At 70.4% G+C, this 24,322-nt stretch carries 22 protein-coding genes; 11 read left to right on the forward strand and 11 right to left on the reverse strand.

Annotated features, from left to right (window positions below; translation table 11 throughout):
• Window positions 1-8: 8 nt before the first annotated feature.
• Window positions 9-1,061 (reverse strand): M4 family metallopeptidase, encoded by a 1,053-nt coding sequence (locus ACWGSR_RS12430; RefSeq protein WP_453565890.1) that lies wholly within the window; start codon window positions 1,059-1,061, stop codon window positions 9-11.
• Window positions 1,062-1,356: 295 nt separating this feature from the next.
• On the opposite strand from ACWGSR_RS12430, the gene leuA reads away from it, so the two are divergent.
• Together leuA and ACWGSR_RS12440 are read left to right on the forward strand one after the other, a co-directional pair.
• Complete coding sequence (leuA, locus tag ACWGSR_RS12435) at window positions 1,357-3,120, forward strand: 2-isopropylmalate synthase (RefSeq protein ID WP_453565893.1); 1,764 nt, start codon at window positions 1,357-1,359, stop codon at window positions 3,118-3,120.
• Window positions 3,121-3,352: 232 nt separating this feature from the next.
• On the forward strand, window positions 3,353-4,045 hold the full coding sequence (locus tag ACWGSR_RS12440) for a TerB family tellurite resistance protein (protein WP_376232588.1): 693 nt from the start codon (window positions 3,353-3,355) through the stop codon (window positions 4,043-4,045).
• 81 nt (window positions 4,046-4,126) lie between these two features.
• On the opposite strand, the gene ACWGSR_RS12445 is transcribed toward ACWGSR_RS12440, so the two are convergent.
• The 4 genes from ACWGSR_RS12445 to ACWGSR_RS12460 all read right to left on the reverse strand — a co-directional run bounded on the left by ACWGSR_RS12445 (window position 4,127) and on the right by ACWGSR_RS12460 (window position 7,482).
• Window positions 4,127-5,497 carry an FAD-dependent oxidoreductase gene (locus ACWGSR_RS12445; protein ID WP_453565897.1) on the reverse strand — a complete coding sequence of 457 codons (1,371 nt, stop codon included), beginning with the start codon at window positions 5,495-5,497 and terminating at the stop codon, window positions 4,127-4,129.
• Between the two features lie 136 nt (window positions 5,498-5,633).
• Complete coding sequence (locus ACWGSR_RS12450) at window positions 5,634-6,440, reverse strand: hypothetical protein (RefSeq protein ID WP_453565900.1); 807 nt, start codon at window positions 6,438-6,440, stop codon at window positions 5,634-5,636.
• Between the two features lie 32 nt (window positions 6,441-6,472).
• Window positions 6,473-6,667 carry a DUF397 domain-containing protein gene (locus ACWGSR_RS12455; RefSeq protein ID WP_376232591.1) on the reverse strand — a complete coding sequence of 65 codons (195 nt, stop codon included), beginning with the start codon at window positions 6,665-6,667 and terminating at the stop codon, window positions 6,473-6,475.
• A complete protein-coding gene (locus ACWGSR_RS12460) occupies window positions 6,649-7,482 on the reverse strand; it encodes a helix-turn-helix domain-containing protein (protein WP_453565903.1) in 834 nt (277 codons plus the stop codon). The genes ACWGSR_RS12455 and ACWGSR_RS12460 overlap by 19 nt, the downstream gene beginning before the upstream one ends.
• Before the next feature lie 117 nt (window positions 7,483-7,599).
• Here ACWGSR_RS12460 and ACWGSR_RS12465 point away from each other — a divergent pair, with 117 nt between their 5' ends.
• The 4 genes from ACWGSR_RS12465 to ACWGSR_RS12480 all read left to right on the forward strand — a co-directional run bounded on the left by ACWGSR_RS12465 (window position 7,600) and on the right by ACWGSR_RS12480 (window position 9,734).
• On the forward strand, window positions 7,600-7,836 hold the full coding sequence (locus tag ACWGSR_RS12465) for a hypothetical protein (RefSeq protein ID WP_237528760.1): 237 nt from the start codon (window positions 7,600-7,602) through the stop codon (window positions 7,834-7,836).
• Window positions 7,833-8,048 (forward strand): hypothetical protein, encoded by a 216-nt coding sequence (locus ACWGSR_RS12470; RefSeq protein WP_376232594.1) that lies wholly within the window; start codon window positions 7,833-7,835, stop codon window positions 8,046-8,048. Before ACWGSR_RS12465 ends, ACWGSR_RS12470 begins: the two co-directional genes overlap by 4 nt.
• 88 nt (window positions 8,049-8,136) lie before the next feature.
• Entirely contained in the window at window positions 8,137-8,886 is a 750-nt protein-coding gene (recO, locus tag ACWGSR_RS12475; protein WP_030211001.1) for a DNA repair protein RecO, read from the forward strand.
• Between the two features lie 23 nt (window positions 8,887-8,909).
• Entirely contained in the window at window positions 8,910-9,734 is an 825-nt protein-coding gene (locus tag ACWGSR_RS12480) for an isoprenyl transferase (protein ID WP_376232724.1), read from the forward strand.
• 78 nt (window positions 9,735-9,812) lie between these two features.
• Here the strand turns inward: ACWGSR_RS12480 and ACWGSR_RS12485 are convergent, their stop codons facing one another.
• The 4 genes from ACWGSR_RS12485 to ACWGSR_RS12500 form a co-directional block, all read right to left on the reverse strand.
• Window positions 9,813-10,223: a Fur family transcriptional regulator gene (locus tag ACWGSR_RS12485; RefSeq protein ID WP_062755824.1), complete on the reverse strand. Its 411-nt coding sequence runs from the start codon at window positions 10,221-10,223 to the stop codon at window positions 9,813-9,815.
• Window positions 10,224-10,295: 72 nt separating this feature from the next.
• Window positions 10,296-11,189: a metal ABC transporter permease gene (locus ACWGSR_RS12490; protein ID WP_376232597.1), complete on the reverse strand. Its 894-nt coding sequence runs from the start codon at window positions 11,187-11,189 to the stop codon at window positions 10,296-10,298.
• A 1-nt stretch (window position 11,190) separates the two neighbouring features.
• A complete protein-coding gene (locus ACWGSR_RS12495; RefSeq protein WP_376232599.1) occupies window positions 11,191-11,976 on the reverse strand; it encodes a metal ABC transporter ATP-binding protein in 786 nt (261 codons plus the stop codon).
• Window positions 11,977-12,002: 26 nt separating this feature from the next.
• Window positions 12,003-12,992: a metal ABC transporter substrate-binding protein gene (locus ACWGSR_RS12500; protein WP_453565910.1), complete on the reverse strand. Its 990-nt coding sequence runs from the start codon at window positions 12,990-12,992 to the stop codon at window positions 12,003-12,005.
• Between the two features lie 234 nt (window positions 12,993-13,226).
• On the opposite strand from ACWGSR_RS12500, the gene ACWGSR_RS12505 reads away from it, so the two are divergent.
• Window positions 13,227-14,609, forward strand: a complete 1,383-nt coding sequence (locus tag ACWGSR_RS12505; RefSeq protein WP_376232603.1) for a glycine--tRNA ligase — start codon at window positions 13,227-13,229, stop codon at window positions 14,607-14,609.
• 109 nt (window positions 14,610-14,718) lie between these two features.
• On the opposite strand, the gene ACWGSR_RS12510 is transcribed toward ACWGSR_RS12505, so the two are convergent.
• Window positions 14,719-15,306: a TetR family transcriptional regulator gene (locus ACWGSR_RS12510; RefSeq protein WP_376232604.1), complete on the reverse strand. Its 588-nt coding sequence runs from the start codon at window positions 15,304-15,306 to the stop codon at window positions 14,719-14,721.
• A gap of 51 nt (window positions 15,307-15,357) precedes the next feature.
• Window positions 15,358-16,413 carry an aldo/keto reductase gene (locus tag ACWGSR_RS12515; protein WP_376232605.1) on the reverse strand — a complete coding sequence of 352 codons (1,056 nt, stop codon included), beginning with the start codon at window positions 16,411-16,413 and terminating at the stop codon, window positions 15,358-15,360.
• 203 nt (window positions 16,414-16,616) lie between these two features.
• Between ACWGSR_RS12515 and ACWGSR_RS12520 the strand changes: the two genes are divergently transcribed.
• The 4 genes from ACWGSR_RS12520 (at window position 16,617) to ppdK (ending at window position 23,915) form a co-directional block, all read left to right on the forward strand.
• Window positions 16,617-16,844, forward strand: coding sequence for a DUF6243 family protein (locus tag ACWGSR_RS12520; protein ID WP_376232606.1), 228 nt, complete (start codon window positions 16,617-16,619; stop codon window positions 16,842-16,844).
• Between the two features lie 74 nt (window positions 16,845-16,918).
• Window positions 16,919-19,561, forward strand: coding sequence for an FG-GAP-like repeat-containing protein (locus tag ACWGSR_RS12525; RefSeq protein ID WP_453565915.1), 2,643 nt, complete (start codon window positions 16,919-16,921; stop codon window positions 19,559-19,561).
• Window positions 19,562-19,710: 149 nt separating this feature from the next.
• Window positions 19,711-20,847, forward strand: coding sequence for a tRNA dihydrouridine synthase DusB (gene dusB, locus ACWGSR_RS12530; protein WP_376232609.1), 1,137 nt, complete (start codon window positions 19,711-19,713; stop codon window positions 20,845-20,847).
• A gap of 356 nt (window positions 20,848-21,203) precedes the next feature.
• Window positions 21,204-23,915 carry a pyruvate, phosphate dikinase gene (gene ppdK, locus ACWGSR_RS12535; protein ID WP_376232610.1) on the forward strand — a complete coding sequence of 904 codons (2,712 nt, stop codon included), beginning with the start codon at window positions 21,204-21,206 and terminating at the stop codon, window positions 23,913-23,915.
• Window positions 23,916-24,322 lie beyond the last annotated feature (407 nt).

The following is a 24,322-nucleotide window of genomic DNA, read 5'->3' on the forward strand; positions in this document are numbered from 1 at the left end:
ACCCCGGCTCAGTCCGTCGGCACGCCCACCGCCGCCCAGGACTTCAGGACGGCCTGGATCTCGGCCCCGTCGCCGTACCGGTCCTTCGCCGCCTTCGCCGTGGCCGCCGCGAACTCGGCGAACCGGGTCTCGGGGGTGAGGGTGCCGCCGGTCATCACGTCGTACCAGATCTGCCCGGCCCGCTCCCACGCGTTGCCGCCCAGCTCGGTCGCCGCCAGGTAGAAGGCGTGGTTGGGGATGCCGGAGTTGATGTGCACCCCGCCGTTGTCGCGGCTCGTGCGGACGTAGTCGTCCATGTGGGCGGGCTGCGGGTCCTTGCCGAGGACGTCGTCGTCGTACGCCGTGCCCGGGGCCTTCATGGAGCGCAGGGCCCTGCCCTCCACGTCCGGGTGGAAGAGGCCCTCGCCGATCAGCCAGTCCGCCGCCTCGGCGCTCTGCCCGAGGGCGTACTGCTTCACGAGGGCGCCGAAGACGTCCGAGACGGACTCGTTGAGGGCGCCGGACTGGCTGAAGTACTCCAGGTTCGCCGTGTACTGGGTGAAGCCGTGGGCCAGCTCGTGCCCGATGACGTCCACGGGCAGGGTGAAGTCGAGGAAGATCTCGTCGTCGCCGTCCCCGAACACCATCTGCTCGCCGTTCCAGAAGGCGTTGCCGTAGTTCCGGTCGTAGTGGACGGAGGCGACCAGGGGCAGACCGGAGCCGTCGATCGAGTCGCGCCCGAAGGCGTTCAGGAAGAGCTCGAACGTGGCGCCGAGGCCCGCGTACGCGCGGTTGACGGAGGCGTCGCCGGTCGCCTTCCCGCCCTCGGCGCGGACCTTCACGCCCGGCAGGCCGGTGCCGTGCCGGCAGTCGTGGACGGTGCGGTGCGGCGTGGCGGCGGCGCGGGGGGCGGCCGCCGGGGGAGAGCCCGGCCGGGACAGCGCCCGGAAGGAGCGGGCCGAGGCGTCCGCGGCCAGGGTGCGGCGGGCGGCGGCGGCCACGGCGGCGTCGGAGGACTGGGCCAGATGCTCCAGGAGGTGCGGCGGCACGATCGAACAGAAGACAGGCGTGTGAGCGGTCATTCCAGCAATGTGGCAGTGCGTGACCGTGCTGTCACTAGGAGAGACGAGGATTGGCGAAATGGAGTGATCCGTCACTGTTCGAGTTTGATTCCGCGGCCGTCCCGCATACTGGAACGGGACGTCCGCTTCCACGTCCCTGGGCTAAGCTGCGGCACATCATGCGTTTCGGGCTGCTTCTCCTTAGCTGCCGCGGCGAGGGCCTGTAGTCGTAGGCCGACCCCCTCCCCGCGGGACCTGGTGTTGCGTTCGACAGTCGGCCGTCCTTCTCTCAGCTGGACCCGAGGAGCCCTACGCAATGTCGCAGTCCCCGTTCATCGGCCGCCCCACGCCCGTCACCAACGAGGCCCCGCTGCAGAAGCCGTCCGGGATGCCGATCCACAAGTACGGCCGGTACGAGGCCGTCGAGATCCCCGACCGCACCTGGCCCGACCGGCGCATCACCAAGGCCCCCCGCTGGCTGTCCACCGACCTGCGCGACGGCAACCAGGCCCTGATCGACCCGATGTCCCCGGCCCGCAAGCGCGAGATGTTCGACCTGCTCGTACGCATGGGCTACAAGGAGATCGAGGTCGGCTTCCCGTCCTCCGGCGAGACCGACTTCGCCTTCGTGCGCTCCATCATCGAAGAGGGCGCGATCCCGGACGACGTCACCATCTCCGTCCTGACCCAGGCCCGCGAGGACCTGATCGAGCGGACCGTCGAGTCCCTGGTCGGCGCGAAGCGGGCCACCGTCCACCTGTACAACGCCACCGCGCCCACCTTCCGCCGGGTCGTCTTCCGCGGCTCGAAGGAGGACATCAAGCAGATCGCCGTGGACGGCACGCGCCTGGTGATGGAGTACGCGGAGAAGCTGCTGGGCCCGGAGACGATCTTCGGCTACCAGTACAGCCCCGAGATCTTCACCGACACCGAGCTGGACTTCGCCCTGGAGGTCTGCGAGGCCGTCTGCGACGTCTGGCAGCCGGGTCCGGGCCGCGAGATCATCCTCAACCTGCCCGCCACCGTGGAGCGTTCGACGCCGTCCACGCACGCGGACCGGTTCGAGTGGATGTCCCGGAACCTGACCCGCCGCGAGTACGTCTGCATCTCCGCCCACCCGCACAACGACCGCGGCACGGCCGTGGCCGCGGCCGAGCTGGCCGTCATGGCCGGCGCCGACCGCGTCGAGGGCTGTCTGTTCGGCCAGGGAGAGCGCACCGGCAACGTCGACCTGGTGACCCTGGGCATGAACCTGTTCAGCCAGGGCGTCGACCCGCAGATCGACTTCTCGCAGATCGACGAGATCCGCCGCACCAGCGAGTACTGCAACCAGATGGAGGTCCACCCGCGCCACCCCTACGCGGGCGACCTGGTCTACACCGCCTTCTCCGGCTCCCACCAGGACGCCATCAAGAAGGGCTTCGACGCCATGGAGGCCGACGCGGCCGCCCGGGGCAAGACCGTGGACGACATCGAGTGGGCGGTCCCGTACCTGCCGATCGACCCGAAGGACGTCGGCCGCTCCTACGAGGCCGTCATCCGGGTCAACTCGCAGTCCGGCAAGGGCGGCATCGCGTACGTCCTGAAGAACGACCACAAGCTGGACCTGCCCCGCCGGATGCAGATCGAGTTCTCCAGGATCATCCAGCAGAAGACCGACTCCGAGGGCGGCGAGGTCACGCCGGCCGCGATCTGGTCCGTCTTCCAGGACGAGTACCTGCCCAACCCCGACAACGCCTGGGGCCGCATCCAGCTGCGCTCCGGCCAGACCACCTCCGACACGGACGGCACGGACACGCTGACCGTCGAGGCGGTCGTGGACGGCGTCGACACCGTCCTGACCGGCTCCGGCAACGGCCCCATCTCGGCCTTCTTCGCCGCGCTCCAGGCCGTCGGCGTCGACGCCCGCCTGCTGGACTACCAGGAGCACACGATGAGCGAGGGCGCCTCCGCGCAGGCCGCCTCGTACATCGAGTGCGCCATCGACGGCAAGGTCCTGTGGGGCATCGGCATCGACGCCAACACGACCCGCGCCTCCCTGAAGGCGGTCATCTCGGCGGTCAACCGCTCCGCCCGCTGACCCGCTCCGGCACCGCTGCCCCGCACCCTCTCGAAGGGTGCGGGGCAGTGCCGTACGAGGGCGGGGAGGCGGTCGCGGGACCACTCGGGAGGGTGATTTCACGGCGGTCGAACGGTGACGTGTCTCGGCCATCTCCACGGTGAACTGACGACGAGGTACTGACGCCACATCGCGGATGTGGCTAACATCACGCCCACGCCGGCAGCGCAGCCGGGGCGTCGAGGAGGTGCGTATGCGGTCTGCCCGGAATTCACGTGGTGGGAAAGTGGGCATCTGCGGGATCCGCACCTCCTGGAACACCGTGGGGGACGGCGAGTTCTTCTGCGAGGTGTGCGGGGGCGACCGCAACTACCGGCGGCGCACCGGCCGCCGCAGGTTCGCCGTCCTGGGCGTGCCCGTCCTGCCCCGGGGCTGTACGGGCCCCGTCGTCGAGTGCGCGGCCTGTCACACGCACTTCGGTACGGAGGTGCTCGACCACCCGACGACGAGCCGTTTCTCCGCGATGCTGCGGGACGGGGTGCACACCGTCGCCCTGGCCGTCCTCGCGGCCGGCGGCACCGACTCCCGCGCCGTCCTGGACCGGGCCGTCAGCGCGGTCCGCTCCGCCGGCTTCACGGAGTGCACGGCCGTCCAGCTCGTCGACCTCGTGGAGGCCCTGGAGGCCGACACGGGGCGCTTCATGCCCGAGGTGAACCCCGAGGGCACGCTCCTCGCGATCGAGCTCCACGAGGCCCTGGAGCCGCTCTCCCCGCACCTGGCCCCCTCCGGGCGGGAGTCGATCCTCGTCCAGGCGGCCCGGATCGCCCTGGCCGACGGCCCGTACAGCCCGGCCGAGATGGAGGTGCTCGGCACCGTCGGCAACGCGCTCTCGCTGGCCCCGGACGACACCGTCCGGCTGCTCACCTCCGCGCGGACCGTCTCCTGAGCCGGGAGAAGTCCCGGGAAACGACTCCGCGAGGACCCGGATCCCCTCCGAGCCCTCGCGGCCGCCGTACCGGAGCGACGGTTACTGGATGGCGCCGCTCGCGCGCAGCATGTCCTCGCGCTCCACGATCTTCACGCGCTCGCGGCCCTGCGGCTCGCCGAGCGCCTTCTCGGCGGCGTCCAGGGCGTACCAGCCCTCCCACGTCGTGTACGTGAGGCCCTTGCCCTCCAGGAAGGCCACGACCGCGTCCGTCTCCGGGGTGGCCGGGTCGAGCAGGCGCCCGTTCGCGAAGTCGTCCAGGAGGTTCGCCACGGTCTCGTTGGCGTCGCCCTTGGTGTGCCCGATGAGGCCGACCGGGCCGCGCCGGATCCAGCCGGTGACGTAGGTCGACGCCAGGTGCTCGCCGTTCTCCTGGATCACCCGGCCGCCCTGGTCCGGGACGGTGCCGCTGACGGCGTCCCACGGGAGCTTCGACAGCTCGTCCGAGAGGTAGCCGACCGCGCGGTAGACGGCCTGGACGTCCCAGTCGGTGGTCTGCCCGGTGCCCCGGACGTTGCCGGTGCCGTCCAGCTCGGTGCGCTCGGTGCGCAGGCCGACGACCTTGCCGTCCTCGCCGAGGACCTCGACCGGGGACTCGAAGAAGTGCAGGAAGAGCTTGTGCGGGCGGTCGCCTATGTCGCGGATCGCCCAGTTCTCCAGGGTCTTCGCGACCATGTCGGTCTGCTTGTTCTTGCGGCGGTCCGCGATCGAGCCGTCGTCGTAGTCGATGTCCTCGGGGTTGACGATGACCTCGATGTTGGGGGAGTGGTCCAGCTCGCGCAGCTCCATGGGGCTGAACTTCGCCTGCGCCGGGCCGCGGCGGCCGAAGACGTGGACTTCGAGGGCCTTGTTGGCCTTCAGGCCCTCGTAGACGTTGGCCGGGATCTCGGTCGGCAGCAGCTCGTCCGCCGTCTTCGCCAGGATGCGGGCGATGTCGAGCGCCACGTTGCCGACGCCGAGGACGGCGACCTTCTCGGCGGACAGGTCCCAGGTGCGCGGTACGTCCGGGTGGCCGTCGTACCAGGAGGCGAAGTCGGCGGCGCCGAGGCAGCCGTCCAGCTCCACGCCGGGGATCTTCAGCTCGCGGTCCGCCATGGCGCCGGTCGAGAAGACCACGGCGTCGTAGAAGGAGCGCAGGTCGTCCAGGTGCACGTCGGTGCCGTAGTCGACGTTGCCGAACAGGCGGACCTGCGGCTTGTCGAGCACCTGGTGCAGCGCGTTGACGATGCCCTTGATGCGCGGGTGGTCGGGGGCGACGCCGTAGCGGATGAGGCCGAAGGGCGCCGGCATCCGCTCGAAGATGTCGATCGACACGCCCGGCTCGGCGGCGGCCTCGGACTTCAGCAGCGCATCGGCGGCGTAGATTCCGGCGGGGCCGGCGCCGACGATCGCGACCCGGAGGGGGCGGGGCATGACTGGGTTCCCTTCGCAGCGACATGGCGGCGGAGCCGCCGACACTTAGGTCACCCTAAATAATGCACGACCCGGAGCGGTACCCGGCCCCGGTCTATGGGCACATAAGGCGAACTTATGACTTCCCAAAGCGAAACTAGGCCCCGCCCTCGGCGAGGGCCTCCACCGTCAGGAGGACCAGCGCCGCCACGCCGCCCAGCCCGCAGAGGAAGAGGAACGTCCCCGCCGCGATGCTCAGGCGCTGCATGAACCCCGGCATCAGCGTGTACACGTCCGCCGGGTCCTTCGGATCGTAGGCGACCTCGAGGTACGTGCCGTGGCTGAGGTGGGACACGGTGCGGGTCATCCCGTTGGTGTCGACGTAGAGGTAGGTCCCCGGCACGTTGGCCGGCCGGGCGAACTCCCTGACGCCGTGCTTCCGTACCCGCCGCGTGTGGTTCCACTGCCCGAACTCGTAGACACCGGCCCCGAGGGTCACGGCCGTGATCAGCCCGGTCACGACCGTGCCGACGGCATAGCCGGCGCCTCCGGCGACCCCGGCGATCACCGACAGGGCGACGACCGCCCCGAGGACCACCAGCACGAACCACCCGAACCGGCGCAGGTGCCGCCGCTGCCAGCGCGTTCGGAAGGTCCGCAGGACGAGGAGCGCCGCGCCGTCGACCTCCTCGTCCGGCTCCGGCAGCAGCGAGTTCACACCGTCCGCGAAGGCCGTGGCGGCGGCCTCGCTCACGCCCTCGATCCGGTGGACCACGGGCGTGGCCCCGGCGGGAGCCCGCAGCTCGACGGCGACGGCCCCTCCTTCGGCCCGCACCCGGGCGACGGCCTCGCCGGGGATCGTGAGCTCCTCACGAGGCCGCTCCAGGAGCAGCCCCTCGGGAGCGGCGCTCACGGTGACGCCGCCGTGTCCTCTGAGGACGGGTATGGACGCGATGATCGACATGGCCGAGAGCCTAGGACGAACGGCTGTCCGCGTCAGCCCTTGAGCGCCGCGACGAACGCGGACCAGGCACCGTCCGCCACGACCAGGACGGGGCCTTCGACCTGCTTGCTGTCACGGACGGGAACGACGTCGGCGAAGTCGTACGAGACTTCGACGCAGTCGCCGCCCTCCCCGTTGCTGTAGCTGCTCTTGAACCAGTTGGCGTGAGTCAGGTCGTACGCGCGCATCGTCTGAAGTCCTCCGCCGCCGACTCGATCAGGGCCAGGGACGCCTCCGGCGACAAGGCGGCGACCCTGAGCAGATCGTAGGCGCGCTGTGCACGCTTCACCACTGCCGGATCATCGAGGAGCGTCCCCGAAAACGACGTCTCCGTATAGGCCGTTGGCGGCTGGTCCTTGAACTCCATGAGCTTGAGCGTGCCGTTCATGGACGCGTGTGCCCCTACCGATCGTGGGACGACGATCGCCAGCGCCCGCCGCTCCCGCACCAGTGCCGCTATGCGGTCGAGCTGCTCTGCCATGACCGCCGGGCCGCCGACCGGTGTGCGGATCGCGTTCTCGTGCAGGATCACCCAATACTCGGGCCTTGTAGTGGCCGTGAGGATCTTCGCTCGTTCGAGTCGCGAGGTGACCTTCTCCTCGACGTACTCCTCCGTCGCGAAGGGGTTCGCCGCCAGCGTCACCGCCCGCGCGTACGCCCTCGTCTGCATCAGACCCGGCACGACCGTCGGCGCGAACTCGCAGATCTTCGTCGCCACGGCCTCCAGCTCCGCGACCGCGTGGAAATAGGACGCGTACGGTGAGTTGTCGATGAGCTTGCGCCATGTTCGTTCGAAAATACCGCCGGTTTGTAGGACCTCGTCGATTCGTTTCGCCACATCGAGCTGTGGTTTTCGAATTCCCTGCTCGAACAGGCCGATGTAGCCGCCCGAAACGAACACCCGTCCGCCCAGCTCTCCCTGGGAGAGCCCCGCCGCCTCCCTGCGTTCCTTCAGGAGTTCTCCGAAGAACTCCCACACGTCCTGCCGCTTGCCTCTGGCCATGGCTTAACTCCCCTGCCCTACCCCGCAGTTGTACGGCGTGCGCAGCTGTCGATTCTACGGATCAGGGGTCACCCTGGAGAGGCGAAGCGGGAAATGGATTCAGAAAGGCATACGTTGGTGAAGGAAGACATCACGAAGGCGTCCACGGGGACGATCGGAGCCGCACAAGAGGCGGTGGCGGAATTGCGCGAGGCGCTCGCGAGTGCGGGAATCACCCTTCCCTCGCTCGGCCTCGACGTCGTCACCCTCGCCGCCGATCCCCCGAGGCCGCTCGTGGAATTGGGATGCTGCACGGTGGAAACGGCCCGGCTCCTCGCCGCCGCCGTACTGCCGAGGGAGGAGAGTCGATCGTGACGCTGCCCATCGGGTCGTACGTCGTCGAGATCCGCACCGGACGGGTCGGGAGGGTCATGGGGCACGAGGGCCCCTACGTCCAGATCCGCGCGCTGGGCGGCGGGCGCGAGTGGGACGTGGAGCCCGAGGAGGTGCGGGAGGCGACCTCGGCCGAGCGGCTGAGCGCCTCCACGGCGCACGTCAACGCGCGCAGCCGGGGCGAGGTGCCTTGAGCGGTGGCGGGGGCCCGTAGCCCTCCCGTACGGCACCGGCGCCCGGCCCCGGACCCGGGTGTCGGTGCCGTACGGGAGAATGGGCCGCATGAGTCTGTTCCGCGACGACGGCATCGTGCTGCGCACCCAGAAGCTGGGTGAAGCGGACCGCATCATCACCCTCCTCACGCGCGGTCACGGGCGCGTACGCGCCGTGGCGCGCGGCGTGCGGCGCACGAAGTCGAAGTTCGGGGCCCGGCTCGAACCCTTCTCCCACGTGGACGTGCAGTTCTTCGCCCGGGGGAGCGAGCTGATCGGGCGCGGCCTGCCGCTCTGCACGCAGAGCGAGACCATCGCCGCGTACGGCGGCGGGATCGTCACCGACTACGCCCGCTACACCGCCGGCACGGCCATGCTGGAGACGGCCGAGCGGTTCACCGACCACGAGGGCGAGCCGGCCGTCCAGCAGTACCTGCTGCTCGTCGGGGGCCTGCGGACCCTCGCCCGGGGCGAGCACGCCCCCCATCTGATCCTGGACGCCTTCCTGCTGCGCTCCCTCGCCGTGAACGGCTACGCGCCCAGCTTCGAGGACTGCGCCAAATGCGGACTCCAGGGGCCGAACCGGTTCTTCTCGGTCGCGGCGGGCGGAGTCATATGCGGCGACTGCCGGGTCCCCGGAAGCGTCGTACCCTCTGCGGAGGCCATCGGCCTGCTCAGCGCGCTCCTCACCGGCGACTGGGCGACGGCGGACGCGTGCGAGCCGCGTCACGTCAGGGAGGGCAGCGGACTCGTCTCCGCCTACCTGCACTGGCACCTGGAGCGCGGCCTGCGCTCGCTGCGATACGTAGAGAAGACCTAGGTAGGAGATCCATCGCCATGGCCATCGCACGACGCGGAATCCTCGGGCGGCAGCGCCGGGAGTACAAGCTGCCCGAGCCGCACCCGTCCGGCGCCCGCCCGCCGAAGCTCCCGGCCGAGCTGGTGCCGAACCACGTGGCCTGCGTGATGGACGGGAACGGCCGCTGGGCCAAGGAGCGCGGTCTGCCGCGCACCGAGGGCCACAAGGTCGGCGAGGGCGTCGTCCTGGACGTGCTCAAGGGCTGTCTGGAGATGGGCGTCAAGAACCTCTCCCTCTACGCCTTCTCCACCGAGAACTGGAAGCGCTCGCCCGACGAGGTCCGCTTCCTCATGAACTTCAACCGGGACGTCATCCGCCGCCGCCGCGACGAGATGGACGAGCTGGGCATCCGCATCCGCTGGGTCGGCCGCATGCCCAAGATGTGGAAGTCGGTCGTCCAGGAGCTCCAGATCGCCCAGGAGCAGACCGTCGGCAACGACGCCATGACCCTGTACTTCTGCGTCAACTACGGCGGCCGCGCCGAGATCGCGGACGCGGCGCAGGCCATCGCCCGGGACGTGGCGGCCGGGAGGCTGGACCCGTCGAAGGTCAACGAGAAGACCTTCCAGAAGTACCTGTACTACCCGGACATGCCGGACGTGGACCTCTTCCTGCGCCCGAGCGGCGAGCAGCGCACCTCGAACTACCTCATCTGGCAGAGCAGCTACGCCGAGATGATCTTCCAGGACGTGCTGTGGCCGGACTTCGACCGCCGCGACCTGTGGCGCGCCTGCGTCGAGTACGCCTCCCGCGACCGGCGCTTCGGCGGCGTCGACCCGGCCGACCTGGCCGTCCTCGACAAGGGCTGACCGGACCCGCCGCACGCGTGAGGGCCCGTACCGGAGAAAGTCCGGTACGGGCCCTCACGGGCGTCCATGTCCGTCAGGTCACTTCGCGGCGCACTCCGCGCACGTCCCGAAGATCTCCACCGTGTGCGCCACGTTCACGAAGCCGTGCTCGGCGGCGACCGCCTCGGCCCACTGCTCCACCATGGGGCCCTCCACCTCCACGGCCTTGCCGCAGAGGCGGCAGACCAGGTGGTGGTGGTGGTCACCGGTCGAGCAGCGGCGGTAGACCGTCTCGCCGTCGCTGGTGCGCAGCGCGTCGACCTCGCCCGCGTCCGCCAGGGACTGGAGCGTGCGGTAGACGGTGGTGAGGCCGACCGAGTCGCCGCGGTGCTTGAGCATGTCGTGCAGCTCCTGGGCGCTGCGGAACTCGTCCACCTCGTTCAGTGCCGCCGACACGGCGGCCCGCTGCTTGGTCGAGCGGCCGCGTACGGGGGGTCCTGCCGTCACCACGGGGGCCTCCTTGGATGCTTGTCTGCCCCCGCCATTCTGCCAGCCTCCCGTGTCCCACGGACCGGTCGTGGCTCACACCCTCACGTCGTCGCCCGGCCGCCGCCCGGTCGGGACCCGTACGTCGCAGGCCGCCGCGTCCGTCTCGGCCGCCCGGGCCCGCCGCTTGGCGAGCGGCGTGGCGAGCGCCGTGAGCAGGACGAAGACCCCGATCGCGTACAGCACGATCGTCGCGCCGGGCGGGGCCTCCACGTAGTACGTGGTGACCGTTCCCGACAGGGAGACGACGATCCCGATGAGGACCGCGCCGATGAAAGTGGCGCGGAAGGAGCGGGTGAGCTGCTGGGCCGCCGCGACCGGGACCACCATGAGCGCGCTGACCAGGAGCAGGCCCACGACCCGCATGGCGACGGTGACGGTCACCGCGGCCGTGACGGCGATCAGCAGGTTCAGGGCGCGCACCGGCAGTCCGGTGACCCGGGCGAACTCCTCGTCCTGGCTGACCGCGAAGAGCCGGCGGCGCAGGCCGACCGTGACCAGGACCACGAAGGCGGCCAGGACCGTGATCGCGGTGATGTCCTCCGGCGAGACGGTGGTCAGCGAGCCGAAGAGGTACGAGGTGAGGTTGGCGTTGGAACCGGTCGGCGAGAGGTTGATCAGCAGGACGCCACCGGCCATGCCGCCGTAGAAGAGCAGCGCGAGCGCCAGGTCGCCGCGGGTCTTGCCGTACGCCCTGATCAGCTCCATCGCGACCGAGCCGGCGACGGCGACGAGGGTCGCCATCCAGACCGGGCTGGAGTTCAGCAGGAAGCCCAGGCCGACACCGGTCATGGCGACGTGGCCGATGCCGTCGCCCATCAGCGCCTGGCGGCGCTGGACGAGGTAGACGCCGACGGCGGGGGCGGTGATCCCGACCAGGAGGGCGGCGATCAGCGCCCGCTGCATGAAGGCGGGTTCGAGGAATTCCATGTCAGGTCAGCAGTCCTGTGCGGAGCGGCTCGCCGGCCGCGTGCGGATGTACGTGGTCGTGGCCGGGCAGCGCGTGCTGTCCGACGGCCTCGGGCGGCGGGCCGTCGTGGACGACGCAGCCGTCGCGCAGGACCACGGCCCGGTCGATCAGCGGCTCCAGGGGGCCCAGCTCGTGCAGGACGAGGAGGACGGTGGCGCCGCCCGCGACCTGCTCGCGCAGGGTCGCGGCCAGGATCTCCTGGCTGGCCAGGTCCACGCCCGCCATCGGCTCGTCCATGATCAGGAGCTCGGGCTCGGAGGCGAGCGCGCGGGCGATCAGGACCCGCTGGTGCTGGCCGCCGGAGAGGGCGTCGACGGAGTCCCCGGCGCGGTCGGCGAGGCCGACGAGGGCGATGGCCCGCTCGACGGCGGCCCGGTCGGCCTTGGAGAGCCGGCCGAAGCGGCGGCGGGAGAGGCGGCCCGAGGTGACGACCTCGCGGATGGTGGCGGGGACGCCGCTCGCGGCGGTGGTGCGCTGCGGCACGTACCCGACGCGGGCCCAGTCGCGGAACCGCTTCCGCTCGGTGCCGAACAGTTCGATCGTGCCGCTGGTCAGCGGCACCTGGCCGATGACGGAGCGGACGGCGGTGGACTTGCCGGAGCCGTTGGCGCCGAGCAGCGCGACGACCTCACCGCGGTGGACGGTGAGGTCGACGCCCCGGAGGACGGGGCGGCCGCCGAGGGCCGCGGTGGCCCCCCGGACGGAGACGACGGCTTCGGGGGCCTCGGCGGCGGTTTCCTGTGCCATGGGCCGTACCTCCTGCTGTGCGGTGGTCACTTGGCGCCGAGGGCCTTCTTCAGCGCGGTGAGGTTGGAGCGCATGACCTCGATGTAGTCGCTGCCCCGGGACTTGTCCGTGATGCCCTCCAGCGGGTCGAGCACGTCGGTCTTCAGACCGGTGTCGCCGGCGAGGGTCTTCGCGGTCCTGTCGCTCGCCAGGGTCTCGAAGAAGACCGTGGAGACCTTGTCCTTGGCCGCGATCTCCTGGAGCTCCTTCATGCGGGCGGGGCTCGGCTCGGACTCGGGGTCGACGCCGGAGATGCCCTCCTGCTCCAGGTGGTAGCGCTCGGCGAGGTAGCCGAAGGCGGAGTGGGTGGTGATGAAGGTGCGGGTCGCGGTGTTCTTCAGGCCCGTCTCGAACTCGGTGTTCAGGTCGCCGAGCTTCTTCACCAGGGCGTCGGTGTTCTTCTTGTAGTCGGCGGCGTGGTCCGGGTCGGCCTTCTCGAAGGCGCTGCCGACGCCCTTGGCGACCTCGGCGTACTTCACGGGGTCGAGCCAGACGTGGGGGTCGGTGCCGACCTCGGAGCCGTGGTCGTGGCCCTCTTCCTCGGCGTGCTCGTGACCCTCTTCGCCGTGACCGTGGTCGTGGCCGGCCCCGGTGCCGTGCGCCTCCAGCTTCGTGAGCGTGGCGGCGTCGACCGTGTTCTTCACGCCGGCCTGGGCGATGGCCTCGTCGACGGCGGGCTGGATGCCCTTGAGGTAGAGGATGACGTCGGCCTCGCCGAGCGCGCCGATCTGCTTCGGCTTGAGCTCCAGGTCGTGCGGCTCGACGCCGGGCTTCGTGAGCGTCTCGACGGCGACGTGGCCGCCGCCTATCCGCTCGGCCAGGTACTGCATCGGATAGAACGACGCCACCACGTCCAGCTTGCCGCCCTTGCCCCCGTCGGCGGCGTCGGAGGTCCCGGCGCAGGCGGAGAGGGAGACGAGGCCGAGCGCGACGGCTCCGGCGAGGGCGGTGGTGGGTATCAGGCGACGTACGTTCATGACACTCATTTTCAACAAAATTGGAAACGGTTGTCAATTGCCTTCCGTGTGGTCCCACCCACGCGACGCCCCGGCCTCCCTCCCGCCCTCCTTACCCGGAACCGATTTGATGCGGGGGGTACGGGCGCCGGTAACCTGTGGCATTCGCCCACCCGTCTCCCGACCACCACCCCCCACAGAGGCGCTTCGCGCCGCAGTTCCCATCCTTTCCGTCGTCGTAATGAAGAGAGCACCGTGGCCGCCGACAAGATCGACACCATCGTCAGCCTGAGCAAGCGCCGTGGCTTCGTTTTCCCCTGTAGCGAGATCTACGGCGGCCAGCGTGCCGCCTGGGACTACGGGCACCTGGGCGTCGAGCTCAAGGAGAACATCAAGCGCCAGTGGTGGCGTTACATGGTCACCTCGCGCGAGGACGTCGTCGGCATCGACTCGTCGGTCATCCTGGCGACCGAGGTCTGGGAGGCGTCCGGTCACGTCGCCACCTTCACCGACCCGCTGACTGAGTGCACCTCCTGCCACAAGCGCTTCCGCGCCGACCACCTGGAGGAGGCGTACGAGGAGAAGCACGGCCGTCTCCCCGAGAACGGCCTCGCCGACCTCAACTGCCCCAACTGCGGCAACAAGGGCACCTTCACCGAGCCCAAGAACTTCTCGGGCCTGCTCTCCACCCACCTCGGCCCGACCCAGGACTCCGGCTCCGTCGCCTACCTGCGTCCCGAGACCGCCCAGGGCATCTTCACCAACTTCAGCCAGGTGCAGACCACCGCGCGCAAGAAGCCCCCGTTCGGCATCGCGCAGATGGGCAAGTCCTTCCGGAACGAGATCACTCCGGGCAACTTCATCTTCCGGACCCGCGAGTTCGAGCAGATGGAGATGGAGTTCTTCGTCAAGCCGGGCGAGGACGAGGAGTGGCAGGAGTACTGGATGCAGCAGCGCTGGAACTGGTACACCGGCCTCGGCCTGCGCGAGGAGAACATGCGCTGGTTCGAGCACCCGCAGGAGAAGCTCTCCCACTACTCCAAGCGCACCGCCGACATCGAGTACCGCTTCTCCTTCGGCGGCAGCGAGTGGGGCGAGCTGGAGGGCGTCGCCAACCGCACGGACTACGACCTGAGCGCCCACTCCAAGGCCTCCGGCGCCAGCCTGACCTACCTGGACCAGGAGTCCAACGAGCGCTACACGCCGTACGTCATCGAGCCGGCGGCCGGTGTCGGCCGCACGATGCTGGCCTTCCTGCTCGACGCGTACACCGAGGACGAGGCCCCCAACGCCAAGGGCGTCATGGAGAAGCGCGTCGTGCTGCGCCTCGACCACCGCCTGGCCCCGGTCAAGGCCGCGGTCCTGCCGCTCTCCCGCAACCCGCAGCTCTCCCCGAAGGCCAAGGGCCTCGCGGCCGACCTGCGCCAGAACTGGAACATCGAGTTCGACGACGCCGGCGCCATCGGCCGCCGCTACCGCCGCCAGGACGAGATCGGCACCCCGTTCTGCATCACCGTCGACTTCGACACCCTCGAGGACAACGCGGTGACCGTGCGCGAGCGCGACACCATGAAGCAGGAGCGCGTCTCCCTCGACCAGATCCAGGGCTACCTGGGCAGCCGCCTCCTCGGCTGCTGAGTCGCCTCACTCCCGCAGTACGCCAGTACGGCGAAGCCCCCGGTTCCGGACCACGGAACCGGGGGCTTCCCCGTCGTACGGGTCCCGTCGGGCGCTGTACGGGCTCCCGTCAGGCGCGCAGGCCGCGCAGCAGCAGCTCCACCACGGCCTCGAACTCGGTCTCGATCGTGGGGCGCCGCCACTCCGGCGCGTAGGCCGGGTCGTGGAAGCGGGAGGTCGCGTCGAAGAGCGCGCGGGCCGTCGCGTCCGGGTCGGGGGCGGTGAACTCCGCCTCCCCGGCACCCTCCGCCACGATCGACCGGACCTGGTCGATCAGGACGCCGATGTGCTGCTCGACCACTCCGCTGTTCTCGTCGATCAGCACGTTGTACGTGGCGAACAGCTCGGGGTCGTCGCCCGCCTTGTGCCGCTTGGCCTCGAAGAGGTGGGCGAACCAGGCGCGCAGCTTCTCCGGCGCCGGCCGGTCCGGGGCCGCGGTCAGCTCGGCGAGGGCGGTCTCGGTGCGCGAGAGCCACCGCTCGGTCACCGCCTCGCGCAGCGCCGCCTTGGTGCGGAAGTGGCGGTAGACGCTGCCGTGGCTGACGCCGAGGACCCGGGCCACGTCCACGACGGTCGCCTTCGCCGGGCCGTAGCGCCGCAGCACCTCCTCGGTGGCTTCGAGGATGCGTTCTGCGGTCAGGGTCTCGGTGGCGGCCATGGAAGGACAGTACCCGGCGGATCCGGACCGCCGGCCTCTGCCGGACACCCGTCAGCGCTCGCTGTCCAGGTGCGCCATCTGCGCCGCCGGGTACCGCTCGCCGGCCGCCGCGCCCGCCGGGACGGCCTCCTCGATCGCGGCCAGGTCGGCGGCGTCGAGCGTGACGTCCAGGGCGCCGAGCGCCTCCGCGAGCCGGTCCCGGCGCCGGGCGCCGATCAGCGGCACGACGTCCGCGCCCTGCCGCTCGCCCTGCGCCAGGACCCAGGCGACGGCGATCTGCGCGACGGAGGCGCCCTTGGCCTCCGCGAGCGCCCGCAGCCGGTCCACCAGGTCCAGGTTCCGCTGGAGGTTCTCGCCCTGGAAGCGCGGGCTCATGCCCCGGAAGTCGCCCGGCGCCAGCTCCCGGTCCCGGGTGAAGTGGCCGCTGATCAGACCGCGCGAGAGCACGCCGTACGCCGTGATCCCGATGCCGAGCTCGCGCGCGGTGGGCAGGATCTTCTCCTCGATGGACCGGGAGATCAGCGAGTACTCGATCTGGAGGTCCGCGATCGGGGTCACGGCCGCCGCCCGGCGCAGGGTGTCCGCGCCGACCTCGGAGAGCCCGACGTGCCGCACGTGTCCCGCCTCGACCAGCTCGGCGATGGCGCCGACGGTCTCCTCGATCGGCACGTCCGGGTCGACGCGGGCGATCCGGTAGACGTCGATGTGGTCGGTGCCCAGGCGCTGGAGCGAGTACGCCGCGAAGTTCTTCACGGCGGCCGGCCGGCCGTCGTACCCGGTGAAGCCGCCCTCGACCGTGCGGAGCGCGCCGAACTTCACGCTGGTGAGGGCCTGCTCGCGGGCGGCGGCGGGCGCGGTCCGCAGCGCCTCGGCGATCAGCAGTTCGTTGTGCCCCATCCCGTAGAAGTCGCCGGTGTCGAGGAGGGTCACCCCGGCGTCCAGGGCGGCGTGGATCGTCGCGATCGACTCGGCGCGGTCGCTCTCGCCGTACAGCGCGGACATGCCCATGCAGCCGAGGCCGAGGGCGGAGACCCGGGGGCCGGTGGCGCCGAGCGGACGGGTGGGGACGCGGTCGGGGGCGGGCGTCGTGCTCTGGGTCGTGGTCATGGTTCAACCATGGCATGTGCGATGACAGATTTCAATATCTGTCATCCCTTCGAGTGGTGCGGGAAAAATCGGGTGCCGCCGGGACGGGGGCCGGGGTAGCGTCCCCGGCATGTACGCGTTCTTCCAGATCTACGAGTGAGCGCTCAGCGCCGGGGCTGACCGAGCCCGACCACCGACCACCTCACCACTGACGGGAGAACCCCATGGCGAAGGGCCGCAACAACCTCCTCGGCGTCGGCGGACAGCGCAAGAAGCTGTCCCGCGCCGACCAGCAGGCCACCACCCGGGGCCGCGCCGCCGACCGGCGCACGGCCGACGACCAGAAGCAGGAACTCCTGAAGAAGATGCGCGAACGCGCGCAGGGAGCCGCGAGCGGCACGGAGGGCGCCGAGAGCGCCGACACGACCGGCAGCGTCACCGCTCAGGAGTAACCAGCACCGCACGACGAAGGGCCCGAGGCGTTCCCCGCCCCGGGCCCTTTTCGCGATCGAGAGGAAGAACGTCCTTGCAGTACAGAAGACCCGGCCCCGGGCGGACGAGGGCGGGCGCGTCCGCCCTCGCCCTCGCCCTGGCGCTGGCCGCCGTCGGACCGGCCGGCGGAACCGCGCACGCCGAGGGGACCGTGCTCGCCTCCTTCGAGGAGGCCTTCAACAACACGGCCGTCACCCCGGAGGGCGGCAGCTCGAACGGGCCCGGCTTCGACGGGGCGGGCAACAGCTACTCCGGCGCCCTGCTCAGCGCCGCCGGCTGGGAGCCGGGGGCGAAGATCACCGTCAACGGCACGGACTACACCTGGCCGCGCGCGACCTCCGAGGGGGACAACGCCGAGGCCGAGGGGCAGACCTTCGCCCTGTCGGGCAAGGGCGACGCCCTCGGCTTCCTGGCCGCCGCCGAGCGCGGGCCCGCCCAGGGCGACGGCACCGTCACGTACACCGACGGCACCACGTCCACGTACCGTCTCGCCGTGGAGGGCTGGATCTGGAACCCGGCCAAGCAGTCGGCCCCCGCGGTGACCGTGACGGGCAAGTTCTTCGAGAAGGGCAGGCCGGACAGGACCGACGGCAAGAACGTCTACGCGGTCACCGTCCCGCTCGACCGCACCAAGACGGTGAAGACCGTCAAGCTGCCGACGGCCCCCGGTCTGCACGTCTTCTCCGTCGGCGTCCGCGACACCACCACGGCGTCGTCCGAGGGCAAGACGTGGACGGGAAGCTGGGGCGCGGCCCTCGCGCCGCCGGAGGGGATGGGCCAGGCCTCCGCGCGCTACTGGCCGATCTGGAAGGACCAGACTCTGCGGATGGTCGTGCACCCGCACAAGAGCGGCTCCGACATCCGGCTCCGCTTCGCGAACACCTTCGGCTTCCGTCCCGTCACCCTCGGGCGCGTCACCCTCGCCGAACGGTCCGCCAAGACGGGCGCGGCCACCGGAGCCGTCCGCGAGGTGACGTTCCCCAAGGGCCGGACCACCATGCCGGCGGGAGGCGAACTGGTCAGCGACCGGATCACGTTCCCCGTCGCCGCCGGCCGTGACCTCCTGGTCAGCGTCCACCTTCCGGGCGAGGTCAAGGGCGCCCCCGTGCACTCCTACGCCCTGTCGAAGACGTACGTCGGCGCGGGCGACCTCACGCGTCAGGCCTCCCAGACCGGCTTCACGGAGAGCCCGCCCAAGTGGACCCTGCTCAGCGGTCTCGACGTGGAGGCCGACGGCTCCCCGGGGACCGTCGTCATGATCGGCGACTCCCAGACCGACGGCTCCCACAGCACCGAGGACGAGAACCGGCGCTGGCCCGACCTGTTCGCCAAGGTGCTCGCCGGCGACCCGGCCGCGCCGGGAGTCCTGAACATGGGCCTGAACGGCAACAGGATCCTCCAGGACCACGGCAGCTCGGTCGGCATGGGGTCCGGCACGACGGTGAACCTCCTCGACGTCGCGGGCCCGGCCGCCCTGAACCGGCTCGACCGCGACGTGTTCGCCCAGCCTGGCGTCCGCCGGGTGGTCCTCTACGAAGGGGTCAACGACATCCTCTACGGGGGCGACGGCCGCGGCGCGGACGCGTCCGCGATCAAGGCGGGCATCGACAGGATCGTGGCGGACGCACGAGCCCGAGGCATCGACGTCACGGTCGCGACCGTCCCGCCGTTCGGATGCCGGACCGCCGGAGCCACCGTCTGCTCCGACGACCCCGCCCACGAGAAGGCCCGGCAGGACGTCAACGCCCACATACGGGCCCTGCCCGGTCACGTCGACCTCGACCGCGCCACCCGGGACGCCGCCGTACCGACCCGGCTCGCCCTCGCCTACAAGTCGGACCGGGACGACCTGCACTTCAACGACACCGGCACCCAGCGCCTGGCCGACACGTTCGCCGCGGCGGTCACCGGAACGTCCAAGCACCTCTCGCAGACCGCGGCGGCCGACTTCGACGGCGACGGCCTCACCGACCTCATCGCCCGGGACGCCACCTCCTCCACGATGAGGATCTGGTTCGGCCGGGGGGACGGCTCGTTCGACTGCTCGCTCCACGTCACCAACGACTGGAACCACACCCAGACCGTCGCGGGGGACTTCGACGGCGACGGCAAGGCCGACATCATGGCCAGGACGCCGCCCCTGTCCGAGGGCTCGACCGCGGACGAGCTGTGGGCGTGGCCCGGCCTGGGGAACGGCCGCTTCGGCTCTCGCGAACGCGTCACGCTGGGCTGGAAGTTCAAGGAGGTGGCCGTCGCCGACTTCGACATCGACGGCAAGGTGGACGTCATCGCCGCCGAGGAGGGTACGGACCAGCTCAAGATCTGGGCGGGTACCGATTCCAGTCCCATCGCCTTCAAGTCCCCGAGGGACGTGACGAAGGGCTGGACCTTCACCGAGACCGTCGCCGGGGACTTCAACGGCGACGGCGGGGCCGACATCATGGCGACCGACTCCGACGACGTCCTCATGATGTGGGTCCGCAACCCGGACGGCAGCTTCCAGCCGAAGAAGCCGGTCACCCGGGGCTGGAACTTCACCGAGACCGCCGTCGGGGACTTCACCGAGGACGGCAAGGTGGACATCGTCGCCCGGGACGCCGACGGCACGCTGAAGATCTGGACCGGCCGGGGGGACACCACCTTCATGGCCCCCAGGATCGCCCCCGTCCGCTGGTAGCGGGACCGGAAGGCGCGCGGGGGCGCGGGCGGCGGTCGCCGTCGTCCGTGCCCCCGCACCCCTCCCCGGCGCGCCGCCCGGATGTGAGGTCGGGCATGTTCGGATAGTACGGCTAACTAATGACCGCCGCCGTACGCGACAATGGGCCCATGACCGCGTTCACCCCCCTCGCCATCGGGCCGCACATCGTGCAGCCGCCGGTGGTGCTCGCCCCGATGGCCGGCATCACCAACGCCCCCTTCCGCACCCTCTGCCGCGAGTACTCCGGCGGCAAGGGGCTGTTCGTGAGCGAGATGATCACGACGCGCGCCCTGGTCGAGCGCAACGAGAAGACGATGCAGCTCATCCGGTTCGACGAGACGGAGAAGCCGCGTTCGATCCAGCTCTACGGGGTGGACCCGGTGACGGTCGGCAAGGCCGTGCGGATGATCGTCGACGAGGACCTGGCCGACCACATCGACCTGAACTTCGGCTGCCCGGTCCCCAAGGTGACCCGGAAGGGCGGCGGCTCGGCCCTGCCCTACAAGCGGCCGCTGCTGCGGGCGATCCTGCACGAGGCCGTGACCAACGCGGGCGACCTGCCGGTCACGATGAAGATGCGCAAGGGCATCGACGACGACCACATCACCTTCCTGGACGCGGGCCGGATCGCGGTCGAGGAGGGCGTCACGGCGATCGCCCTGCACGGGCGGACGGCGGCCCAGCACTACGGCGGCACGGCCGACTGGGACGCCATCGCGCGCCTCAAGGAGCACGTGCCGGAGATCCCGGTGCTCGGCAACGGCGACATCTGGTCGGCCGACGACGCCCTGCGGATGATGCGCGAGACCGGCTGCGACGGCGTGGTCGTCGGGCGCGGCTGCCTGGGCCGCCCGTGGCTCTTCGGGGACCTCGTGGCGGGCTTCGAGGGCACGGGGGCGTACGCGCAGCCGCCCCTGCGGGAGGTCGCGGACGCGATGGTGCGCCACGCCCGGCTGCTCGGCGAGTGGCTCGGGGACGAGGCACGCGGTGTCATCGACTTCCGCAAGCACGTGGCCTGGTACCTGAAGGGCTTCGCGGTCGGCTCGGAGATGCGCAAGAAGCTGGCGATCACCTCCTCCCTGGACGAGCTGCGCGCTCAGTTGAGCGAGCTCGACCTGGACCAGGCGTGGCCCGTCGGGGCGGACGGCCCCCGCGGCCGTACGTCCGGAAACAACCGAGTCGTCCTGCCGGACGGCTGGTTGAAGGACCCGTACGACTGCTCCGGCGTGAGTGAGGACGCGGAGCTGGACACGTCCGGCGGCTGAGATTCAAGCCTTTCTCGGGGAGTGATCCTCGCCACCCTTGAGGGGGTGGGTGCTCACATGAGCAGGTTACGAACGACTGCACCGCCTGAAGGGTGGCACCCGGTGCCACCCTTTTTGCGTTCAAGAGTTGAACGCAAAAGTCGCGATGATCGCTCACCTGAGCGACTTGCCTCTGTTTTGGGTCATCGCGTCTTCGGGCCCTGAAAGCGGAAGCTACTGCTCGGTTACTTTCGAAGCGCTGGCGGACGGGTGGTTAAGACCAGCTGACCGCTAGGCGTACCTCCCTAGAAGCCTTCGATCTGGGTATGTTCCTCGCCGTCAGGGCAGCCAACCGAGTCGTCGAGGAGTCGTGGCCCGTGTCGGAAAACAATGATCAGAAGTTCGTCTACGACTTCACCGAGGGCAACAGGGACCTGAAGGACCTGCTCGGTGGCAAGGGCGCGAACCTGGCCGAGATGACCAACCTCGGTCTGCCGGTTCCCCCCGGCTTCACGATCACCACCGAGGCGTGCAAGGTCTACCTCGAGAGCGGCTCGGAGCCGGCCGCGCTCCGCGACGAGGTCAGCGCGCACCTCGACGCCCTGGAGCGGAAGATGGGCAAGAAGCTCGGCCAGGCCGACGACCCGCTGCTCGTCTCCGTCCGCTCCGGCGCGAAGTTCTCCATGCCGGGCATGATGGACACCGTGCTGAACATCGGCCTCTCCGACGAGTCCGTCGCCGGCCTCGCGCGCCAGGCCGACAACGAGCGCTTCGCCTGGGACTCGTACCGCCGCCTCATCCAGATGTTCGGCAAGACCGTCCTGGACGTCGACGGCGAGCTCTTCGAGGACGCGCTCGACGAGGTCAAGGCCGCCAAGAAGGTCGCCAGCGACACCGACCTGGACGCCGCCGACCTCAAGAAGGTCGTCAAGCAGTTCAAGAAGATCGTGAAGGCCGAGACCGGCCGCGACTTCCCGCAGGACCCGCGCGAGCAGATGGACCTCGCCATCGAGGCCGTCTTCAACTCCTGGAACACGGACCGCGCCAAGCTGTACCGCCGTCAGGAGCGCATCCCGGGCGACCTCGGCACCGCCGTCAACGTCTGCTCGATGGTCTTCGGCAACCTGGGCCCGGACTCCGGCACCGGCGTCGCCTTCACCCGCGACCCCGCCTCCGGCCACCAGGGCGTCTACGGCGACTACCTCCAGAACGCGCAGGGCGAGGACGTCGTCGCCGGCATCCGCAACACGGTGCCGCTGGCCGACCTGGAGTCGATCGACAAGACGTCGTACGACCAGCTCATGCACATCATGGAGACCCTTGAGACCCACTACAAGGACCTCTGCGACATCGAGTTCACCATCGAGCGCGGCCAGCTCTGGATGCTCCAGACCCGCGTCGGCAAGCGCACCGCCGGTGCCGCCTTCCGCATCGCCACCCAGCTCGTGGACCAGGGCCTGATCGACGAGGCCGAGGCGCTCCAGCGGGTCAACGGCGCCCAGCTCGCCCAGCTGATGTTCCCCAAGTTCGACGACGACGCCAAGGTCGAGCAGATCGGGCGCGGCATCGCCGCCTCCCCGGGTGCCGCCGTCGGCAAGGCCGTCTTCGACTCGTACACGGCCGTCAAGTGGTCCCGCTCCGGCGAGAAGGTCATCCTGATCCGCCGCGAGACCAACCCCGACGACCTGGACGGCATGATCGCCGCCGAGGGCATCCTCACCTCGCGCGGCGGCAAGACCTCGCACGCCGCCGTCGTCGCCCGCGGCATGGGCAAGACCTGTGTCTGCGGCGCCGAGGAGCTGGAGGTCGACACCAAGCGCCGCCGGATGACCACCTCCGACGGCCAGGTGGTCGAGGAGGGCGACGTCGTCTCCATCGACGGCTCCACCGGCAAGGTGTACCTCGGCGAGGTACCCGTCGTACCGTCCCCGGTCGTCGAGTACTTCGAGGGCCGGATGCACGCCGGCGCCGACGACGCCGACGAGCTGGTCCAGGCCGTCCACCGGATCATGGCCTACGCCGACCGCGTCCGCCGCCTGCGGGTCCGCGCCAACGCCGACAACGCCGAGGACGCCTCGCGCGCCCGCCGCTTCGGCGCCCAGGGCATCGGCCTGTGCCGCACCGAGCACATGTTCCTCGGCGAGCGCCGCCAGTACGTCGAGCGCCTGATCCTCGCGGACACGGACGCCGAGCGCGAGGACGCCCTCAAGGCCCTCCTGCCGCTCCAGAAGCAGGACTTCGTGGAGCTCTTCGAGGCCATGGACGGGCTGCCCGTCACGGTCCGGCTGCTCGACCCGCCGCTGCACGAGTTCCTGCCCGACATCACCGAGCTGTCGGTCCGCGTCGCCCTCGCCGAGTCCCGCAAGGAGCCGCACGAGAACGACCTGCGCCTGCTCCAGGCCGTGCACCGGCTGCACGAGCAGAACCCGATGCTGGGTCTGCGCGGCGTCCGCCTCGGCCTGGTCATCCCCGGCCTGTTCACCATGCAGGTCCGGGCCATCGCGGAGGCCGCGGCCCAGCGGATCGACGCCAAGGGCGACCCGCGCGCCGAGATCATGATCCCGCTCGTCGGCACCGTCCAGGAGCTGGAGATCGTCCGCGAGGAGGCCGAGCAGGTCATCGAGGAGGTCCGGGCGCAGACCGGCGTCGACCTGAGGCTCGCGCTCGGCACCATGATCGAGCTGCCGCGCGCCGCCGTCACCGCCGGCCAGATCGCCGAGGCCGCCGAGTTCTTCTCCTTCGGCACCAACGACCTGACGCAGACGGTGTGGGGCTTCTCCCGCGACGACGTGGAGGCGAGCTTCTTCACGGCGTACCTGGAGAAGGGCATCTTCGGCGTCAGCCCCTTCGAGACCATCGACAAGGACGGCGTGGGCGCCCTGGTCCGCAGCGCCGTCGAGGCCGGCCGCGCCACCCGCCCCGACATCAAGCTCGGCGTCTGCGGCGAGCACGGCGGCGACCCGGAGTCGGTGCACTTCTTCCACGAGGTGGGCCTCGACTACGTCTCCTGCTCGCCCTTCCGGATCCCGGTGGCGCGTCTGGAGGCGGGCCGCGCGGCGGCCGAGTCGAAGGGCAGCGACAGCCGCTGAGGCGGAGGCCCGGTCCACGGGCCCCGGAGCCCCCGGGGCCGCCGCCGGTCCAGCTCACCACCCTCACCGGCGGGCGGCGGCTCCGGATTCACAGGGACGGGACGGACACCTTTGTGCGGAGGTGTCCGTCCCGTCGTGTTTCTCCCCGGGGCCCGGCCGCTCATTTCGCCGGGCCGTCGATCGGATGTGGATTCGTGTTCAATTACGGCCGATTGAATTATTGGCCATTGAACTTTTCTGTTTCCGCGCCGCAAAGAACGGGACGGGCGCGACCCCCGGATCCCCACCCGGAGGCCGCGCCCTTTACCGATGCCGGGCAGGTGAGCCGCAACCCTCGCCGACCGCCGCCGGACGGGCAAAGCCCCCCACGGTCTTCACCACGTCACCTCGGTCCAGAAGGTTTCCTG

The organism is Streptomyces sp. NPDC055632, assembly GCF_053618675.1.

Excerpts from the sequence above, each read along its gene's own strand:
- ACWGSR_RS12430 (WP_453565890.1), bottom strand. The coding sequence starts at position 1,061 with ATGACCGCTCACACGCCTGTCTTCTGTTCGATCGTGCCGCCGCACCTC.
- leuA (WP_453565893.1), top strand. The coding sequence starts at position 1,357 with ATGTCGCAGTCCCCGTTCATCGGCCGCCCCACGCCCGTCACCAACGAG.
- ACWGSR_RS12440 (WP_376232588.1), top strand. The coding sequence starts at position 3,353 with ATGCGGTCTGCCCGGAATTCACGTGGTGGGAAAGTGGGCATCTGCGGG.
- ACWGSR_RS12445 (WP_453565897.1), bottom strand. The coding sequence starts at position 5,497 with ATGCCCCGCCCCCTCCGGGTCGCGATCGTCGGCGCCGGCCCCGCCGGA.
- ACWGSR_RS12450 (WP_453565900.1), bottom strand. The coding sequence starts at position 6,440 with ATGTCGATCATCGCGTCCATACCCGTCCTCAGAGGACACGGCGGCGTC.
- ACWGSR_RS12455 (WP_376232591.1), bottom strand. The coding sequence starts at position 6,667 with ATGCGCGCGTACGACCTGACTCACGCCAACTGGTTCAAGAGCAGCTAC.
- ACWGSR_RS12460 (WP_453565903.1), bottom strand. The coding sequence starts at position 7,482 with ATGGCCAGAGGCAAGCGGCAGGACGTGTGGGAGTTCTTCGGAGAACTC.
- recO (WP_030211001.1), top strand. The coding sequence starts at position 8,137 with ATGAGTCTGTTCCGCGACGACGGCATCGTGCTGCGCACCCAGAAGCTG.
- ACWGSR_RS12490 (WP_376232597.1), bottom strand. The coding sequence starts at position 11,189 with ATGGAATTCCTCGAACCCGCCTTCATGCAGCGGGCGCTGATCGCCGCC.
- ACWGSR_RS12495 (WP_376232599.1), bottom strand. The coding sequence starts at position 11,976 with ATGGCACAGGAAACCGCCGCCGAGGCCCCCGAAGCCGTCGTCTCCGTC.
- ACWGSR_RS12500 (WP_453565910.1), bottom strand. The coding sequence starts at position 12,992 with ATGAACGTACGTCGCCTGATACCCACCACCGCCCTCGCCGGAGCCGTC.
- ACWGSR_RS12510 (WP_376232604.1), bottom strand. The coding sequence starts at position 15,306 with ATGGCCGCCACCGAGACCCTGACCGCAGAACGCATCCTCGAAGCCACC.
- ACWGSR_RS12515 (WP_376232605.1), bottom strand. The coding sequence starts at position 16,413 with ATGACCACGACCCAGAGCACGACGCCCGCCCCCGACCGCGTCCCCACC.
- ACWGSR_RS12520 (WP_376232606.1), top strand. The coding sequence starts at position 16,617 with ATGGCGAAGGGCCGCAACAACCTCCTCGGCGTCGGCGGACAGCGCAAG.
- dusB (WP_376232609.1), top strand. The coding sequence starts at position 19,711 with ATGACCGCGTTCACCCCCCTCGCCATCGGGCCGCACATCGTGCAGCCG.